Source organism: Shewanella sp. 0m-6 (genome assembly GCF_052977325.1).
On sequence record NZ_JBRIMD010000005.1, the window covers coordinates 217,160 to 233,097 of the forward strand.

Sequence of the window (15,938 nt, forward strand, 5' to 3'; positions counted from 1 at the left end):
TTTTTTTAGTTAACATTAGTGTGATAATGATATGGCTGTGCTAGACATTTTAACGATCCCCGATGAACGCCTTAAGCGTAAGGCGGTACCTGTAACAGATATTGAGTCTGTACAAGGTTTTATTGATGATCTTATTGAGACTATGTACGACACCGATGACGGTATCGGCCTAGCTGCAACTCAGGTTGGTAGTTTGCATGCTATTTTGGTTATCGACTTATCTGAAGAACGCGATCAGCCAGTAGTATTGATTAACCCAGAGATTATTGAATCGCGTGGTTCGTATCAAGGCGAAGAAGGTTGTTTATCTATCCCGGGTTATCGCGCTAAAGTCAATCGCCATGAAGGGGTTAAAGTAAGCGCATTAGATCGTCACGGTAAAACGTTTGAAATTGATACCGATGAATTTTTAGCAATCGTGTTGCAGCATGAAATGGATCACCTAAATGGTGTGGTATTTACCGATCATCTTTCTATGCTAAAACAGCAGATAGCCTTAAAGAAAGTTAAAAAATACAAATAGATGAGCAGTGTATTGCTAAGTTGCATGCAGGCTTAGATAAAACACTGTAGTACAATGAAGCGCACCTCTGTAAGGTGCGCTTTTTTATGAGTTTTTCTACACCTTTAGCTGTTTCGGTATATACTCGCATCTTGTTACATTAAGAGTCAGACCATTGCACGTCATATTACTAACCCATGAGCGAGAAGCAATCCGTCCAACGAATACGGGCAATATTGCACTGCAACAGTTCCCTGAATATTGTCAGCGGATCATGTGGTCTCGGGTAACGCCATCACAGCTTTTATTAGATAAGTTAACTGAATCGACAACGGCGCTGTTATTCCCTGAGGTGGACTCAGCCGCTCTGTCTCAAGATGAAGGCTCGGTAAACACAGCTGTTGAAAGCAGTGCTTCTCAATGCCGAGCATCTCGAAACACAGATAAAGTACTAAAGTGGCCAGAAACAGTAGTGATTTTAGATGCGACTTGGCAAGAAGCCCGTAAAATGCTGCGCCAAAGCCCTTATCTAAAAACAGCTAACACTTTCTCTTTAAGCGATACGCCAGACTCACAGTTTAATCTCAGGCGCAATCAGGTTGAGGGAGGTTTGTGCACACTCGAATGTATTATTGAGCTATTTAAACAAGCCGAAATGACTGATGAGGCTCAGTTGTTAACCGAAAGGTTTATCGATTTTTGCCAGTTATCAGTAGATGATTAACTCATAAAAAAAGGCGCTATAAGCGCCTTTGTTGTATCGAGTGAAGTAAAGCTTAAAGTTATCGATATTAGCGAGTTAAATCACGGTTAAGTAAATACATAAGAAGTGAGATACCGCGCCACCTAAAACAAACAAGTGCCAAATAGCATGATTGAAGGGGATGCGTTTAGCGACGTAGAAAATGACACCTAAGCTATAAAAGAGCCCACCGCTTATCAATAAATTGAAACCTAAATCTGACATGTTGGCGATTAGCTCTTGCATCACCGTCACACATAGCCAACCCATCACTAAATACAAGACTAAGCTAAACACTTTAAAGCGGCCAATAAATAGGGTTTTAAACAAAATACCGCCAATGGCAAGTGACCAAATGGCAATTAATACCCAATTGGCGTCGCTGCTCGCCAGCGTAATCAATATCAGCGGCGTATAGGTTCCGGCAATTAACAGATAGATGGCGCAGTGATCGGCAATTTTTAACTTATGTTTTACTAGAGGCGAAGTTGCATAGTGGTAAAGGGTTGAACAAAGAAACAGTAAAATAATACTACAGCAGTATACGACCACGCCGGTTAACTGAATAAAACTGAGGTGATCATAGCCTTTAAGCAGACATAAAATCAGCCCCACGATCCCTGCAAGTACGCCAATACCATGACTGAGGCTATTGGCTAGCTCTTCATTAGCACAATAATTAGCAGAGGTTATTTGTTTACTTGTTGGCTTATTCGTTGGCTTAGAACCTTGATTATCTGGAGCTGTCGCATGTTCTACTGGCATTATATAAATGACTTCTGGATTACCATAATTGTGGTCAGTGTAACATTTTAGATTGTAAAAGCTACAGTTTAAGCGAACACGTGTACGCTTAAATTGGCAGTTCTTAAACTGACAACTCTGGACTGACACTCTTGAAATCAGTATCTCTTGGATGCTCCTGTGTTTAGTGTGCGATATTCAATGGGCTCCTCAGCCTAGCATAAATAACTAATGTGAACTTATTTAAGCTGAGAGCTGTTATCACTATAGGAAGAGTGTCTAATTAAGCACAAGAGCCAATTGAGAGCGACGCAGAAGTGGGAGGCCAAACGCGAGCAAATCGTTAACGCAGAAAAAAGTAAGCAACAGCAACGCCAAGTTCGATTCAACGGCTTGCTCATTATCTCCAGTGTCATACTATTACACCTTGTGGCTATCGTTGCGATAAACCAATTATGGACAGGCACAGCACTGGTAACTAAAAATGTGTCCGGCGCTAAAATTCAATCATACCTGTATCAAGTTCCTCAAAACGTCACTGAGCCAAAAGTCACAGATCAAAAAGTTATTGAGCAAGTAATAAAAACGGATATTGAGCTTGAAGTGAAAAGTGAAGTCACAGTAAAACCTGTCGTAAATCCAGAGATTGTTGCTGCTACTTCGCAAGAGAAAGAACTACAAGAGAAAGTGTGGCAAGAGCGTGAAACTAACAACGGGTCAATTAAGGTCAGTAAAACAAAGGACGCTATAACGAAAGGTACTATAACAAAGCAGGCTATGACAAAGGGCACTATAACAAAGCTGACAATAAAAAAGGCGAGTAACACAAAGGGCACGATAGCTCGCAGTGAGAATAGTCAGTATGAAAAGTTAAACTTAATTCCTACTCAAAATGCGAATTCAAGTTCAGGTCAAAATAGTAGTCAAAATTTAGCATCAAGCTCAAGCCTGTTTACGCAGTCTTACTTGGCCAAGCAACGAGCCAGCAAACTCGATGAACTCATTATAGACAAGGCTGATCAATATACTAAAAAGCGTTCCTTGAGTAAGATGGATGGCGACATGCAAGAGTTAGTTTTCCCTCAAGTTGATGAGTACAGCAAGGTGCTCACAACCAACCAACCATAGATTAGATCCGAATCGCATCGTCAGGCAAGGTGATACGTGCTATCGCATTGTCCAAGTGCCAACGCAAATTAACCCCTTTGCAGAAAACCTGGGTTACCCATTTAATTGTGGTGGAGACAAGATAAAAAAAGCGATCAATGATGCGATTTCCGCACGACTAGATAAGCGAATGATAAGTAAAAAGGGATAAGTTTTAGTTGATAAAAATTCATCTATTTTAACGGAACCACCCATTTTACAAGTTAAAACTCATATATAACAGTTGGTTATGGTTCTAATTTTTTGCTTGTTTATTGTGGTCTAATATCTACTTAAGCACTTGTATGTCACAAGTCGATAGGACTATACTGCCAGTTCATCTTGTCGGAGTGCCATATGGCTGAGACCGTTAATTCGGGATCCGTTGAACCTGATCAGGCTAGAACCTGCGAAGGAAACAAGCGAAATCATTGCAAAAATGTCTGTTTAAGACATGCTTAAGCAATGTTTCGAAGGTTACGTGTAGCTGGCGTTTATTGCCTTACTATCCGTTCAACTTTTCACATTCTCATTTCTCCTGACAAGCAACTTCATTTCTTTTTATAAAGTGAGTTTGCTAATGTCAAAACGCCGCGAAACCCGAGCTCAAGCTCAACAGTTTATTGATAACTTAAAGCCGCTACAGCACCCAAATTCTGAAAAAATTTACCTACAAGGTAGTCGAACAGATCTAAAAGTGGGTATGCGCCAAATACACCAAGCTGATACCCTAATTAGCGGCTCTGAAGCCAATCCTATATTTGAAGCCAACCCTCCACTAAAAGTCTACGACTGCGCAGGTGCGTATTCTGATCCTGATGCAAAAATCGATGTGCGTAAAGGGTTAGAAAAGTTCCGCGAGCATTGGATAGAAGAGCGCGATGATACCGAGCAACTTGCAGGTGTCAGCTCTGGCTTTACTCAGCAGCGCTTAGCTGATGACGGCTTAGACCACCTTCGATTTGAGTCATTATTACCACCTCGTCGTGCCAAAATAGGTAAATGTGTGACGCAGTTACACTATGCAAGGCAGGGCATTATCACGCCTGAAATGGAGTACATTGCCATTCGTGAAAACATGGCACAGGTAGAAGTACGAGACCCTATCTTAACGCAAAAAGATAAGGGGGAAAGTTTTGGCGCAGTGATTGGCGAGCCGATAACCGCTGAATTTGTTAGACAAGAAATTGCCCGTGGCCGAGCTATCATCCCTTTAAATATCAACCACCCAGAAGCTGAGCCTATGATTATTGGGCGTAATTTTTTGGTTAAAGTTAACGCCAATATTGGTAACTCTGCGGTGACATCGTCAATCGAAGAGGAAGTTGAAAAGCTTGTTTGGTCGACGCGTTGGGGCGCTGACACCGTGATGGACTTGTCGACGGGACGTTATATTCATGAAACCCGTGAATGGATTATTCGTAACTCACCAGTGCCAATTGGTACGGTACCAATTTATCAAGCGCTTGAAAAAGTAAACGGCGTTGCAGAAGATCTAAATTGGGCAACCTTTCGCGATACCTTGATCGAACAAGCCGAACAAGGCGTAGACTACTTCACTATTCATGCTGGTGTGTTACTGCGTTATGTACCAATGACGGCAAAACGTTTAACGGGCATCGTGTCGCGTGGCGGTTCAATCATGGCCAAATGGTGCTTGTCACACCATAAAGAAAATTTCCTTTATGAACATTTTCGTGAGATCTGTGAGATCTGCGCCGCATACGATGTATCACTGTCGCTGGGGGACGGTATGCGTCCGGGATCTATTGCCGATGCAAACGATGAAGCGCAGTTTTCGGAATTAGAAACCTTAGGCGAGCTGGTGAAAATTGCGTGGGAATATGATGTGCAAACCATTATCGAGGGACCAGGTCATATTCCAATGAATCTCATCAAAGAGAATATGGATAAACAGCTTGAGCTGTGTGATGAAGCGCCATTTTATACGTTAGGCCCGCAAACAACAGATATCGCGCCGGGTTACGATCACTTCACTTCAGGTATTGGTGCGGCAATGATCGCTTGGTATGGCTGCGCCATGTTGTGTTATGTCACGCCAAAAGAGCATTTAGGCTTGCCGAATAAAGAAGATGTGAAACAAGGACTTATTACCTACAAAATTGCAGCTCATGCTGGCGATGTTGCAAAGGGACACCCTGGCGCGCAAATTCGTGACAATGCTTTATCAAAAGCACGTTTTGAGTTTCGCTGGGAAGATCAATATAACCTTGGTTTAGATCCTGATACAGCGCGTGCTTATCATGATGAATCTTTACCTCAAGAGTCTGCCAAAGTGGCACACTTTTGCTCCATGTGTGGCCCAAAATTCTGTTCGATGAAGATCACTCAAGAAGTCCGTGATTATGCCGCCGCTCAAGAGCGTGAACAACAGGTTAGCAGCATCGATATTAAATCGGATGCTGAATATCAATCATACACAGTGAGTGAAACGACTGTTGTTCGTGAGCAGGGCATGGCACAGATGTCGGCTGAGTTTAAAGCCAAGGGGGCGGAACTCTACCATGAAGCCGCTGAAAAAAAGCGTGATGTGGTGCTAGAGGATTAGTCATGAAAAATGCTCCCCATAGTTGGCCTGACAAGCGTCCGATAGTGTGGACGATTGCGGGTTCAGATAGCGGAGGCGGCGCGGGTATTCAAGCGGATCTGGCAACCATGTCAGATCTCGATGCCCATGCGTGCAGCGTTATCACTGCTGTGACAGCGCAAAGCTCGGTGACGGTGTCGTTGGTGGAGGCGGTATCCGCGCAAATGTTACGCTCTCAGCTTGATACTTTGCTAGCAGACCTGCCGCCAGCTGCGATTAAAATCGGTTTACTGGCAGACCAGTCACAAATTACTGCGTTAGCGTCATGGCTTAGCACTCAACAAGCGAGTTGGCTTAAAGTCGGTATTAAGGTTCCTGTTATCTTAGATCCCGTGATGGTAGCGACTTGTGGTGATCAACTGGCAAATAATGCCAGGCTAGACTTTAGTCCTTTCAAAGGGCTGCTAAATTTAGTCACTCCCAATAACGCTGAGCTTGAGGTGCTAGCGGGGCACACACTCGATGATATTGACGCATGTATCGTAGCGGCTAAAACGCTTGCTGATATGCTTGCAACATCAGTGCTGGCAAAAGGCGGAGATAAAGGCCCAAGTTGGTGTCAACAGCAGGCTAATGACTTACTGATTTGTCGGGATGTAGATGGCATATCCAAGCAGCATCAGTGGCAAGGCTTTTGGTTATCGAGCATAAGAGAAATCAGCGGTAATAATCATGGTACTGGCTGCACCTTATCATCAGCTATCGCTGCTGTGATGGCTCATGGTTTTGTGCTTAATGATGCCGTTGTAGTGGCTAAAGCCTATGTTAGTGCAGGCCTGCGTTTGAGTTATCAACCGGGGAAAGGCCCCGGCTGCCTAAAAAGAACGGCGTGGCCAAGGGAGATCAACTTATTCCCTTATATCAAACAAGTCACCGAGCAAGACCACTTACCCTGTTCATTGGCTAATAATGAGCTAACTAGAGAAGGCGAGCTCAATGGTTTTAAAAAGATTAATGCAGCTTTGGGCGTGTACCCGGTTGTAGCAGATGTGGTTTTACTCGAAACGCTGTTAAAAGCTGGAGCGAGAACTATACAACTTCGGCTAAAAGATCCCAAAGAGCTTGCATTGAAGTCTCAATCTTTGGAGCAGCAGATAATTCAAGCCATTGCGCTGGGGCGTGATTACCAGGCGCGAGTGTTTATTAATGATCATTGGTTACTGGCGATAAAGCATCAAGCGTACGGTGTGCACCTGGGTCAGGAAGACTTAATGGACTGTGATCTTAAGCAGTTAGCTGAGGCGAATATGGCACTTGGTTTGTCTAGCCATAGTTATTTTGAGATTTTGCTCGCTAAGCAGCACAGCCCGTCCTATATCGCTTTTGGTCATATATTTGCTACATCGACCAAGGTGATGCCCTCTACACCGCAGGGGCTAGCAAAGCTTGCAAGGTACGTGTCATTGATGAAGGGGGAGCTACCCATCGTCGCGATTGGGGGGATAGATGCCTCAAGGCTTGAAAGTGTTAAGGCGACTGGCGTAGATGATATTGCTGTTGTACGGGCTTTGACTGAAGCAGAAGATCCAGCGTCCGCATTTAACACGTTAACCCAAGCATGGCATGAGTCGGTATGACGGGAATATCAAAATGACAATGACCAAAGGGGTATGCAACGCGTTAAGCGATAGCGACTTTCTGCAATATTCACGGCAGGTCCTACTACCCGAAGTGGGTGAGGCTGGACAGGTCTCACTGGCTAATGCGCATGTTGCCGTAATCGGTATTGGAGGGTTAGGTAATTTAGCTGCTCAGTACCTAGCCGCTGCAGGCGTTGGCCGCATAACGCTGGTGGATGGTGATGAGGTTGAGTTATCAAACCTTCCACGGCAGCTGATATTTACGGTCAGCGATATTGGGTATAAAAAAGCGCGAGTGGCACAGCAAAAGCTTGGCCAAGCATACACTCACGTCAAGTTAAAGGCCGTTACTGAACACTTGATGAAAAACAATATCAAGCAAGTGCTTAACACAGATGTTGACCAATATGATCTATTACTTGATTGCAGTGACAACTTTGATACCCGCCAATTGATTAATGGGTTTGCAATGAGTCATGAGTTGCCTTTGGTGTCAGCTTCGGCAGCACACTTTCAAGGACAATTATTGCATATAGACCAGCAATATAGCCCACAATCTGGTTGTTATCACTGTCTATTCCCTGCAGATATGCAAGTTAGTCAAAGCTGTCAAACCGTGGGGGTATTAGGACCTATGGTAGGCGTACTGGCATCGATGCAAGCTTTGATTGCACTGCAACAGTTATTAGGTTGTAGAGAGACCGTCGGTAAGTTATTTCGTTTCGATGGTAACCAATTTAGCTGGCGAGAAGCGACGGTTCCACGCAATAAAGACTGTTCAGTATGCCGTATTAAAACCGTCAATTATTAACCGTTGAGTATTAGCCGAGAAATCTTAATCGGGAAGTTTTAATTGGGAAGTATTAGGCGATAAGTCTTAACCGGAAAGTATTAACCGAGAATGATTAGCCTCGAGCTCAATTTTGTACAGCGAGGGGCTAATCTGTGGAGCAATTTTATGCAGCAAGTTAATAATAATGATGAACAGAAAGACTGCCGTGGCATTTCAATCAGTATCAATGATGAAGTTAAGCAGCTCGCTAACCACACAACACTACAGGCTGTGATCGAAGCTTATAGTCTGGCACAAGGCATTGAGATAAAGGCGATAGCGGCTGCGCTTAACGCAGAGGTTGTACCTCGACAAAGCTGGCCTATTACGCAGTGTAAAACAGCCGATAAACTAGAACTCTTTTCTGTCGTAGCCGGAGGCTAAAATGTTAACGATTGCAGAACATCAATTTGAATCACGATTATTTACCGGTACAGGTAAGTTCGTTGGGCCAGAAACCATGTTGGCCGCCATTGAAGCATCTCAATCCCAACTGGTGACACTGGCGGTTAAAAGACTGGATCTTAAGACTGGCAGCGACAATATATTAAAACCATTGTTAGACAGTGGCGTAAAACTTCTACCTAATACGGCAGGGGCTCGCAACGTCAAAGAAGCGATTTTTGCGGCCCATCTGGCGAGAGAGGTGTTAGGCACTAATTGGATTAAGCTTGAGATCCACCCTGACCCTAAGTATTTAATGCCAGATCCTATCGAAACCTTAGAAGCGGCGCGGATTTTATGTGAACAAGGTTATGTGGTTTTGCCATATGTTCATGCAGATCCAGTGCTTTGTCGACGTTTAGAAGAGGTGGGCTGCGCTGCAGTGATGCCACTGGGTAGCCCGATAGGATCAAATCAGGGATTAGCCACCGAAACCTTTTTAAAGATCATTATTGAGCAAGCTAAAGTACCAGTGATTGTTGATGCTGGAATTGGCGCACCGTCACAAGCCACTCATGCTATGGAGCTGGGGGCCGATGCAGTGCTCGTTAATACTGCGATTGCCAGCAGTTCTGATCCTGTTGCCATGGGGCGCTGCTTCGCACAAGCGGTAAATACCGGCAGACAAGCCTATATGGCAGGGCTCGGCGCAGTGAGTCATCAAGCACATCACACCAGCCCGTTAACAGGGTTTTTAAATGAATAACCAACGTCAGAAAAATCCTCAAACAGAGCAGCAAAAAAGTTTTGTTGATGTGTTTAAAAAGCTGTCTCGCTCAGAGCTTAAGCTGAAACTCTATTCGCAAACCGCAAACGATGTTGAGCGGGCGTTGCATCAGGCTGCGGGTAATTTAGATAGTTTATTGGCACTATTATCACCAGCTGCTGAGCCATATCTTGAGCAGATGGCGCAGCTGTCGGCGGCACTCACTCGGCAGCGCTTTGGTGCAAGTGTCGGCATGTATATTCCGCTTTACCTATCTAATCTTTGCGCCAATGAATGTGATTACTGTGGCTTTACGATGAGTAATAAAATTAAGCGCAAGGCCTTGTCTAATGATGAGGTGTCAGATGAGATGCGCTTAATTAAAGCTATGGGATACGATTCTATTTTACTGGTATCGGGTGAGCACGAAACTAAAGTAGGACTAGATTACTTTAAACAAGTTCTGCCTTTGGTTCGTGAGCAATTTAGCCACGTGGCCATGGAGGTACAGCCGCTTGACGAGCAAGATTACCGAGAGTTAGTGAGTGAGGGGCTTGATGCGGTGATGGTGTATCAAGAAACGTATAACCCTGTGATTTATGCCGAACATCATACTCGAGGAAAAAAGAAGGACTTTGTGTATAGGCTTGAATCACCCGATAGAGTCGCTCGGGCTGGGGTTGATAAAATCGGATTAGGTGTGTTGTTAGGCTTAGATGATTGGCGTTTGGATGCATTGTTAATGGGGTACCATCTCGATTACCTAGAGAAAACCTATTGGCGAAGTCGTTACAGTATCTCTCTGCCGCGACTCAGACCTTGTACTGGCGGGGTGTCACCTAAAGTGGAATTAACAGACAAAGGCTTGGTACAGATGATCTGTGCTTTTCGTTTGTTTAATCAGCAGCTAGAGATCAGTTTATCGACACGAGAAACGCCTAAGCTTCGAGATAATTTGTTCGGACTCGGTGTGACGAATGTTAGTGCGGGCAGTTCAACTCAGCCTGGCGGTTATGTTGAACCTAATACTGAGCTCGATCAGTTTGAAATTAGTGATGCACGGACGCCACAAGCCGTTGCTAACGCCATGCTGCAACGTGGAGTTAACCCGGTTTGGAAAGACTGGGAAACAGGTTGGTGATGGCGGTGTAAATATATAGATGGTACATATTGGTAGCACATATAGGCAAGATGAATAATTTGAGCTTGTTTGATATATCAGTTTAGGTAAATGTCAGTTTAGGTAAGTTATTCATTAGCCAAGTGCATAGTCATATGGAAGCGACATAAAAAGGATTTACCATGAGTTGGTTTAAACATCATAAAACCCTTGAGCTAAGTGGTCATCAAGTTAAGTTCGATTACCATAGTTTATCGGGAACATTAAGGGTGAGCTGTGAAGGCAATATCGTGTTTAAAAAGTTCTTATGGCTGCCTTATAAGCGCTATTCTGTGACGTTTGCTAAGCAAACGTATCAGATTAAAGCCTTATTGCTTCCGATTAGTAACATCGGTGTATTCCAAGATAAGCAGGTGATTTGTCGAGAGCTATTTCCTAAGTTAAAACGTTACACCCTGATCACTTTTACCTTGAGCTGCATTAAACGGCTCGCTATGGTGTTTGCCTATGCGCTGAGTTGATTAGACTCACGTCTTAACAATAAGCCATTACGATAAAGCTGTGCAGCAGACAGTGTAAATGCCGCTTTTTCGCTAGTGGAATACTTCACTAGCAATTAGCTGTGGAACATAAGCTGTACTTTGGTGCTTTGTCATTTAGAAGTAGGTTTGGTTAGAGCTGCTTTTTAAGTACTTCATACACATTTGATGGCGTGATAGGTTTGGCTATATAGCCGTCAGCACCAATCCTTAATGCAAGGTTTTCATCAGACTGTTCCGAAAGGGCGCTCACGATAATGACGGGTAGCATAGAGGTTTGTGGATCTTCTTTTAAATCTTTCAGTACCTGATAACCGTTTTTACCCGGCATCATAATATCTAAAAAGATAACATCTGGGCGCTGGATATTGGCAATATCAGTAACATCATCACCTGAATTAACGGTTGTGACTTGGTAGTCATCGCCTAAGATAGATAATAAAAGGCTTGAGCAGACAGGATCGTCATCTACGACCAGTATTCTCGCTTTTTTCATTAGAGATCTCCTCGCAAGATTGCGCTATTTCCAATTTCTTGTATTTATGTGATAACCGTATCATTTTAGTGACTTAAAGGCTATTTCTAAGATTAGCAGAACAATGAATCTTTATTCATCGATTGGGTCAATGATTGTTAGCGGTCTGTTTTTTTACAATTGGTATAAACTGTACTTCTTTAAATTTTTGCTTGATAATTGTGCTACTAAATTGTTTGCTATGGAGAAAATAATGCAGATCCTACCGAGTATCATTTCTGGGCACAATGGATTTCAAGCGGCGCAGACAGACTTAACCCAAGCGACGATTGATGTTGCCGGTGCGAGCCAATCAGTTGCAGGCACGACGACGGTTGACAATGTCAGTATGCCAAGCAGTACAACGCAAGCATTAGTTGATGCAACTCAAGCGGTGATTCATGCCCAGGCGTCGGCTGAGGTGATCCAAACAGCATCAGATATGATAGGCAGCTTGATTAATATCAAGGTGTAATATCGTAATATCTAGGTACTAGATTAAGCTGCAGTATCAAGGCGTAATATTAAAGTGCAATGACATTCACCACATCTGACCTCCAGGGATGGATGAAATGTCTTATGTATGTCGGGAACATACTAGACGATGTGGTCTGCAAGGAGTGAAGCGCATAGTAATTCTACGTTTAAGCTCGTTAACACAGTATCAGAGCCGCTAAAACTCGCCATTCTGGAGCGTTTTTGGTTGCCTACTTCTGCGTTGAACAACTTCTTATACTGATTGGTATAAGGGGTGGCGATTTAATTGCGTTAACATGCGGCGTCCGTCGGTTTCAACATGTCGAAGAAAAGCCTGTGCAATCTCGGTTTGCCTTTTCGACTTCAACCACAAAAAATACCAATTTGAGTTAATCGGTAATGAGTTAACCTTGAGCTGCGTTAACCCCGCATTACCACCAAACACGAGTGTATGGGCAGACAAAATACTGATCCCTAAGCCTGCCATGACCGAATGCTTGATGGCTTCATTACTCTCGATAGTCATTTTAATATTTAAGTTAACCCCTTGCTTCTCCATAAAATGTTCGATGGCTAAACGGGTACCAGAACCGTTTTCTCGCATTAAAAAGGGTTCTTGACTGAGTTTATCGAGTGATAACGATTTTAGCTTCGAAAATGGATGGTTTTCATGAGCGATAGCAACTAAGGGGTTATTAAAAAACTCAATACTTTCAGTGTTGAGATCCGCTGGAGGATGACTAAACACGTAGAAGTCATCAACGCCTTGCTTTAAACGCTCGATAATTTGTTGTCGATTGCCCACATTTAGCTGTACATCGACATTGGGATACCGTTCGCAAAATGGCCCCAATAAGTGAGGGATAAAATATTTTGATGTGGTGACGACTGCTAGCCTTAACGTTCCCGATTTCAGCTCGCCTAAATCGGATAGTGAACTCTCGAGTCGTGCGAAACTACCCAGTACCTCGGTCGCGGTTTTAACCACTTCAAGACCCGCTTCGGTAAAGACGATTTTACGGCCAATGACATTATACAAAGGCAAGCCTATAACCTCTGCTAACTTCTTTAATTGCATCGAGATTGTCGGTTGAGTTAGATGCAGGTTCAGGGCAGCACCGCTCACAGTGCCAGAGTCATATACAGCCAGTAATATTTCTAACTGTCTTAGGGTCCCCATATGGGCTTGCAAACGTAAAGACATAATTTGAACTTTATAGTTATTTATCTATATATAAACATGATAACATCTATTTTCATATATAAAACAATTCTGGCACACTGCGCAACATCGCACCCAATCTATTACTTATTCATTAGCTGTTGCGTTCCCTTTTTATGTGTCGGTAGGCATTCCTACTTATGCATTGTTCACATTATGGTTAACCAATAAAGAGGTAATTATGGAACCTGTCAAAGTCGCTATTATCATGGGGTCACAAAGTGACTGGCCAACGATGAAAAATGCCACTCTAGTCCTTGAAGAGCTCGGTATTAAGTATCACGCTCAAGTGGTATCTGCACACAGAACACCCGAGCGTTTGGTTGAATTTAGTCAGCAAGCTGCAAGCAATGGAGTCGAAGTGATTATTGCTGGTGCGGGTGGTGCTGCGCATTTGCCTGGCATGACAGCTGCCATGACCCATCTACCTGTGATTGCGGTTCCTGTATCAAGTAAAGCGCTTAAAGGTATGGACAGCTTATTGTCGATAGTACAGATGCCAAAAGGTGTGGCTGTCGCGACGCAAGCCATTGGTGATCCCGGGGCGTATAACGCAGGGCTCATGGCTGCACAAATATTGGCATTGGCAGATAAAGCGCTAACTAAGCGACTTTGTGATTGGCGCGCCACGCAAACAGCGGGTGTACCGCTGGAGGTTGAATAATGCATATTGCCATTATTGGTTGCGGTCAGCTTGCGCGAATGATGGCGTTATCGGGTTTGCCTCTGGGGATCAAATTTAGCTTTATTAATGATACCGGAGCCAATACTGATACGGCTTGTGTAAATGGTCTTGGTAAGATCTTGAATTGGTCTATTGATGATGATGTGAATCAATTATATGCCGCTCTTGGACATCCTGATGTGGTCACTGTTGAAAAGGAGCAAGTTGATTTAAGTTTGTTAACTGCGCTATCAGCACTTTGCACTACCAGTCCAAATGTTGACAGTGTTGCTCGTTGTAAGAGCCGTATCGCCGAAAAGCAGTTGTTGTCTGAGCTACATATACCTTGCGCCGCTTTTTCTCATGGTGAAAGTATCAACGAGCTTGGTACGCATCTAGGCTTCCCCTTGGTTATTAAGTCGCTCGAAGAAGGGTATGACGGTAAAAACCAATGGGTGATCAAAACTCAAGATGATCTTGATTCGGTTGCCACTCACCTGGTGCCAGACTCTTATTTAGCTGAGGAGTGGATCGGTTTTGAACGTGAAGTATCAATTATTGGTGCAAGAGATAAGCAGGGAAACATTACTTGCTATCCATTAACCGAAAATCGCCATGATAATGGCATTTTAATTGCGTCGACGGCACCAGCTGAAAACCTTACACCTGCAATGACAGCCGCTGCAGAGGATTACTTTAGGCGTATAACCCATCATTTAGACTATGTTGGTGTGCTCGCTATAGAGTTATTCGTGGTTAATGGAGAGTTACTGGTAAATGAGCTAGCGCCAAGAGTTCATAACAGTGGCCACTGGACACAGCTTGGTAGTCAAACCTGTCAGTTTGAAAATCATATCCGAGCAATTGCGGGGCTGGTACTAGGCGAGAGCCGGGTTCAAGGTAAGGTGGGGATGCTTAATCTATTGGGTACAGCTAAACCGCCACTGGATAGCATTACTGCCACTTCCAGTCTGCACTGGTACAATAAGGTCCCTAAACCTAACCGTAAGCTTGGTCACGTTAACTTTAGCGCTGATGACTATAGCGGCTTGAAACAACAAATGTTACAAGCACAAACACAGTTAGACATTAATCGTTAAATGAGAGTCAGATTAACCTGAGTGTTTCTCGTTAAGAGGCCAGCCCTAGGGTTGGCCTTTATTTTTAGTCATATCGATACAATCTTCTATCACCTGATGATGCCTTTTGATTAGCGACTCCAGTAACTCACTTGCTGGGCCCTGTTTATCTCTATTTGGGATCACTAAACTGAGTGTAACTTTACGCTTACTTGAACCTTTGAGATTTAATTTAACTAGCTGATTATTTTCAATGTACTGTTTAACTTGGTGCTCTGGAACCCAGCAAAATCCGATATTTCTTTCTAAAATGGTAATGGCTTCATGAAAATTACTCACCGTCCAGCGCTGCTCAGCCTTGAGCCAACCAAGTTCGCTCAGTGGAGTAAGACTCGTGTCTTTAATCACGATTTGTAAATGCTGAGCCAGAGTTTGATCATCTTCGATGACTTTCATCTGTGCCAGTGGGTGAGAAGGGTGGCAAACCAATAACAAATCGATATCTAATAATGGTTCAGCTAAATAGCCTTGAGGTGGTGGGCCACCACAAATGGCTAAATCAACATTTTGTTCGCTAATCTGTTCCGTCGTTCCAGTAATAACGGTATCGAGCACAGTGACTCGTGTCCCACGGCTTACAGGCAGAAAATCGCTCAGAGCAGCAACTAGGTGTTCCATTGGGTAGATAATTTCACGGGCAATGGTTAAGGAAGGCTCCCAGCCAGTTTCTAGGTTGTTCGCTAACACCTCTAGCTCATTGACTGATTGAGTAATGTGTCTTGAGCGACGTAATAACACTTCTCCACATTCGGTTAAGTAGGCTTTGCGTCCTTTAACTTCGAGTAATTGCACGCCAAGCTGAAACTGTAATTTGGCAACAGCATGGTTAAGCGACGATTGGCTTTTATTCAGTTTTTCGGCAGCTTGTGAGTACCCGCCAAAGTCGACGACAGCTTGCAGTATACGCCACTGCTCTAAGGTTGATTTTGCTCTATCCATAATCACTCAAGACTCGTGAA

At 43.7% G+C, this 15,938-nt stretch carries 17 protein-coding genes and 1 riboswitch; of the genes, 13 read left to right on the forward strand and 4 right to left on the reverse strand.

The features are described from left to right. The first annotated feature begins 31 nt into the window (after positions 1-31). Both def and ACVBJC_RS06055 read left to right on the forward strand, forming a co-directional pair. On the forward strand, positions 32-523 hold the full coding sequence (def, locus tag ACVBJC_RS06050; RefSeq protein WP_447159855.1) for a peptide deformylase: 492 nt from the start codon (positions 32-34) through the stop codon (positions 521-523). A 154-nt stretch (positions 524-677) separates the two neighbouring features. Beyond that, positions 678-1,226 carry a DTW domain-containing protein gene (locus tag ACVBJC_RS06055; RefSeq protein ID WP_447159854.1) on the forward strand — a complete coding sequence of 183 codons (549 nt, stop codon included), beginning with the start codon at positions 678-680 and terminating at the stop codon, positions 1,224-1,226. A gap of 75 nt (positions 1,227-1,301) precedes the next feature. Here ACVBJC_RS06055 and trhA read toward each other — a convergent pair whose 3' ends face one another. Next, positions 1,302-2,009, reverse strand: a complete 708-nt coding sequence (gene trhA, locus ACVBJC_RS06060) for a PAQR family membrane homeostasis protein TrhA (RefSeq protein ID WP_447159853.1) — start codon at positions 2,007-2,009, stop codon at positions 1,302-1,304. Positions 2,010-2,288: 279 nt separating this feature from the next. Here trhA and ACVBJC_RS06065 point away from each other — a divergent pair, with 279 nt between their 5' ends. The 8 genes from ACVBJC_RS06065 to ACVBJC_RS06100 all read left to right on the forward strand — a co-directional run bounded on the left by ACVBJC_RS06065 (position 2,289) and on the right by ACVBJC_RS06100 (position 10,945). Continuing rightward, a complete protein-coding gene (locus ACVBJC_RS06065) occupies positions 2,289-3,116 on the forward strand; it encodes a hypothetical protein (protein ID WP_447159852.1) in 828 nt (275 codons plus the stop codon). A 354-nt stretch (positions 3,117-3,470) separates the two neighbouring features. Further along, positions 3,471-3,569: riboswitch (TPP riboswitch) on the forward strand. Positions 3,570-3,714: 145 nt separating this feature from the next. Next, positions 3,715-5,703, forward strand: a complete 1,989-nt coding sequence (gene thiC, locus ACVBJC_RS06070; RefSeq protein WP_447159851.1) for a phosphomethylpyrimidine synthase ThiC — start codon at positions 3,715-3,717, stop codon at positions 5,701-5,703. A gap of 2 nt (positions 5,704-5,705) precedes the next feature. Next, the gene (thiE, locus tag ACVBJC_RS06075; protein WP_447159850.1) at positions 5,706-7,319 is read left to right on the forward strand and encodes a thiamine phosphate synthase; all 1,614 of its coding nucleotides are present in this window, start codon (positions 5,706-5,708) and stop codon (positions 7,317-7,319) included. 13 nt (positions 7,320-7,332) lie between these two features. After that, a complete protein-coding gene (locus ACVBJC_RS06080) occupies positions 7,333-8,133 on the forward strand; it encodes a HesA/MoeB/ThiF family protein (protein ID WP_447159849.1) in 801 nt (266 codons plus the stop codon). Positions 8,134-8,280: 147 nt separating this feature from the next. Continuing rightward, a complete protein-coding gene (gene thiS / locus ACVBJC_RS06085) occupies positions 8,281-8,538 on the forward strand; it encodes a sulfur carrier protein ThiS (RefSeq protein ID WP_447159848.1) in 258 nt (85 codons plus the stop codon). Between the two features lies 1 nt (position 8,539). Next, entirely contained in the window at positions 8,540-9,304 is a 765-nt protein-coding gene (locus ACVBJC_RS06090; RefSeq protein WP_447159847.1) for a thiazole synthase, read from the forward strand. Continuing rightward, positions 9,297-10,445: a 2-iminoacetate synthase ThiH gene (gene thiH / locus ACVBJC_RS06095; RefSeq protein ID WP_447159846.1), complete on the forward strand. Its 1,149-nt coding sequence runs from the start codon at positions 9,297-9,299 to the stop codon at positions 10,443-10,445. The genes ACVBJC_RS06090 and thiH overlap by 8 nt, the downstream gene beginning before the upstream one ends. Positions 10,446-10,606: 161 nt before the next feature. Continuing rightward, a complete protein-coding gene (locus ACVBJC_RS06100; protein ID WP_447159845.1) occupies positions 10,607-10,945 on the forward strand; it encodes a hypothetical protein in 339 nt (112 codons plus the stop codon). A gap of 151 nt (positions 10,946-11,096) precedes the next feature. On the opposite strand, the gene ACVBJC_RS06105 is transcribed toward ACVBJC_RS06100, so the two are convergent. Continuing rightward, positions 11,097-11,459, reverse strand: a complete 363-nt coding sequence (locus ACVBJC_RS06105; RefSeq protein ID WP_447159844.1) for a response regulator — start codon at positions 11,457-11,459, stop codon at positions 11,097-11,099. A gap of 232 nt (positions 11,460-11,691) precedes the next feature. On the opposite strand from ACVBJC_RS06105, the gene ACVBJC_RS06110 reads away from it, so the two are divergent. Continuing rightward, on the forward strand, positions 11,692-11,952 hold the full coding sequence (locus ACVBJC_RS06110) for a chemotaxis protein (RefSeq protein ID WP_447159843.1): 261 nt from the start codon (positions 11,692-11,694) through the stop codon (positions 11,950-11,952). A gap of 255 nt (positions 11,953-12,207) precedes the next feature. On the opposite strand, the gene ACVBJC_RS06115 is transcribed toward ACVBJC_RS06110, so the two are convergent. Then, positions 12,208-13,158: a LysR family transcriptional regulator gene (locus tag ACVBJC_RS06115; RefSeq protein ID WP_447159842.1), complete on the reverse strand. Its 951-nt coding sequence runs from the start codon at positions 13,156-13,158 to the stop codon at positions 12,208-12,210. Positions 13,159-13,357: 199 nt separating this feature from the next. Here ACVBJC_RS06115 and purE point away from each other — a divergent pair, with 199 nt between their 5' ends. After that, the gene (purE, locus tag ACVBJC_RS06120; RefSeq protein WP_447159841.1) at positions 13,358-13,840 is read left to right on the forward strand and encodes a 5-(carboxyamino)imidazole ribonucleotide mutase; all 483 of its coding nucleotides are present in this window, start codon (positions 13,358-13,360) and stop codon (positions 13,838-13,840) included. After that, complete coding sequence (locus ACVBJC_RS06125; protein WP_447159840.1) at positions 13,840-14,940, forward strand: 5-(carboxyamino)imidazole ribonucleotide synthase; 1,101 nt, start codon at positions 13,840-13,842, stop codon at positions 14,938-14,940. Before purE ends, ACVBJC_RS06125 begins: the two co-directional genes overlap by 1 nt. 45 nt (positions 14,941-14,985) lie before the next feature. Here the strand turns inward: ACVBJC_RS06125 and ACVBJC_RS06130 are convergent, their stop codons facing one another. After that, positions 14,986-15,918 (reverse strand): LysR family transcriptional regulator, encoded by a 933-nt coding sequence (locus tag ACVBJC_RS06130; protein WP_447159839.1) that lies wholly within the window; start codon positions 15,916-15,918, stop codon positions 14,986-14,988. Positions 15,919-15,938: the final 20 nt, after the last annotated feature.

What these genes read in the sequence shown, in the direction of transcription:
- def (WP_447159855.1), top strand. Translation starts at nt 32, where the DNA reads ATGGCTGTGCTAGACATTTTAACGATCCCCGATGAACGCCTTAAGCGT.
- trhA (WP_447159853.1), bottom strand. Translation starts at nt 2,009, where the DNA reads ATGCCAGTAGAACATGCGACAGCTCCAGATAATCAAGGTTCTAAGCCA.
- thiC (WP_447159851.1), top strand. Translation starts at nt 3,715, where the DNA reads ATGTCAAAACGCCGCGAAACCCGAGCTCAAGCTCAACAGTTTATTGAT.
- thiE (WP_447159850.1), top strand. Translation starts at nt 5,706, where the DNA reads ATGAAAAATGCTCCCCATAGTTGGCCTGACAAGCGTCCGATAGTGTGG.
- ACVBJC_RS06080 (WP_447159849.1), top strand. Translation starts at nt 7,333, where the DNA reads ATGACAATGACCAAAGGGGTATGCAACGCGTTAAGCGATAGCGACTTT.
- thiS (WP_447159848.1), top strand. Translation starts at nt 8,281, where the DNA reads ATGCAGCAAGTTAATAATAATGATGAACAGAAAGACTGCCGTGGCATT.
- ACVBJC_RS06090 (WP_447159847.1), top strand. Translation starts at nt 8,540, where the DNA reads ATGTTAACGATTGCAGAACATCAATTTGAATCACGATTATTTACCGGT.
- thiH (WP_447159846.1), top strand. Translation starts at nt 9,297, where the DNA reads ATGAATAACCAACGTCAGAAAAATCCTCAAACAGAGCAGCAAAAAAGT.
- ACVBJC_RS06100 (WP_447159845.1), top strand. Translation starts at nt 10,607, where the DNA reads ATGAGTTGGTTTAAACATCATAAAACCCTTGAGCTAAGTGGTCATCAA.
- ACVBJC_RS06105 (WP_447159844.1), bottom strand. Translation starts at nt 11,459, where the DNA reads ATGAAAAAAGCGAGAATACTGGTCGTAGATGACGATCCTGTCTGCTCA.
- ACVBJC_RS06110 (WP_447159843.1), top strand. Translation starts at nt 11,692, where the DNA reads ATGCAGATCCTACCGAGTATCATTTCTGGGCACAATGGATTTCAAGCG.
- ACVBJC_RS06115 (WP_447159842.1), bottom strand. Translation starts at nt 13,158, where the DNA reads ATGTCTTTACGTTTGCAAGCCCATATGGGGACCCTAAGACAGTTAGAA.
- purE (WP_447159841.1), top strand. Translation starts at nt 13,358, where the DNA reads ATGGAACCTGTCAAAGTCGCTATTATCATGGGGTCACAAAGTGACTGG.
- ACVBJC_RS06125 (WP_447159840.1), top strand. Translation starts at nt 13,840, where the DNA reads ATGCATATTGCCATTATTGGTTGCGGTCAGCTTGCGCGAATGATGGCG.
- ACVBJC_RS06130 (WP_447159839.1), bottom strand. Translation starts at nt 15,918, where the DNA reads ATGGATAGAGCAAAATCAACCTTAGAGCAGTGGCGTATACTGCAAGCT.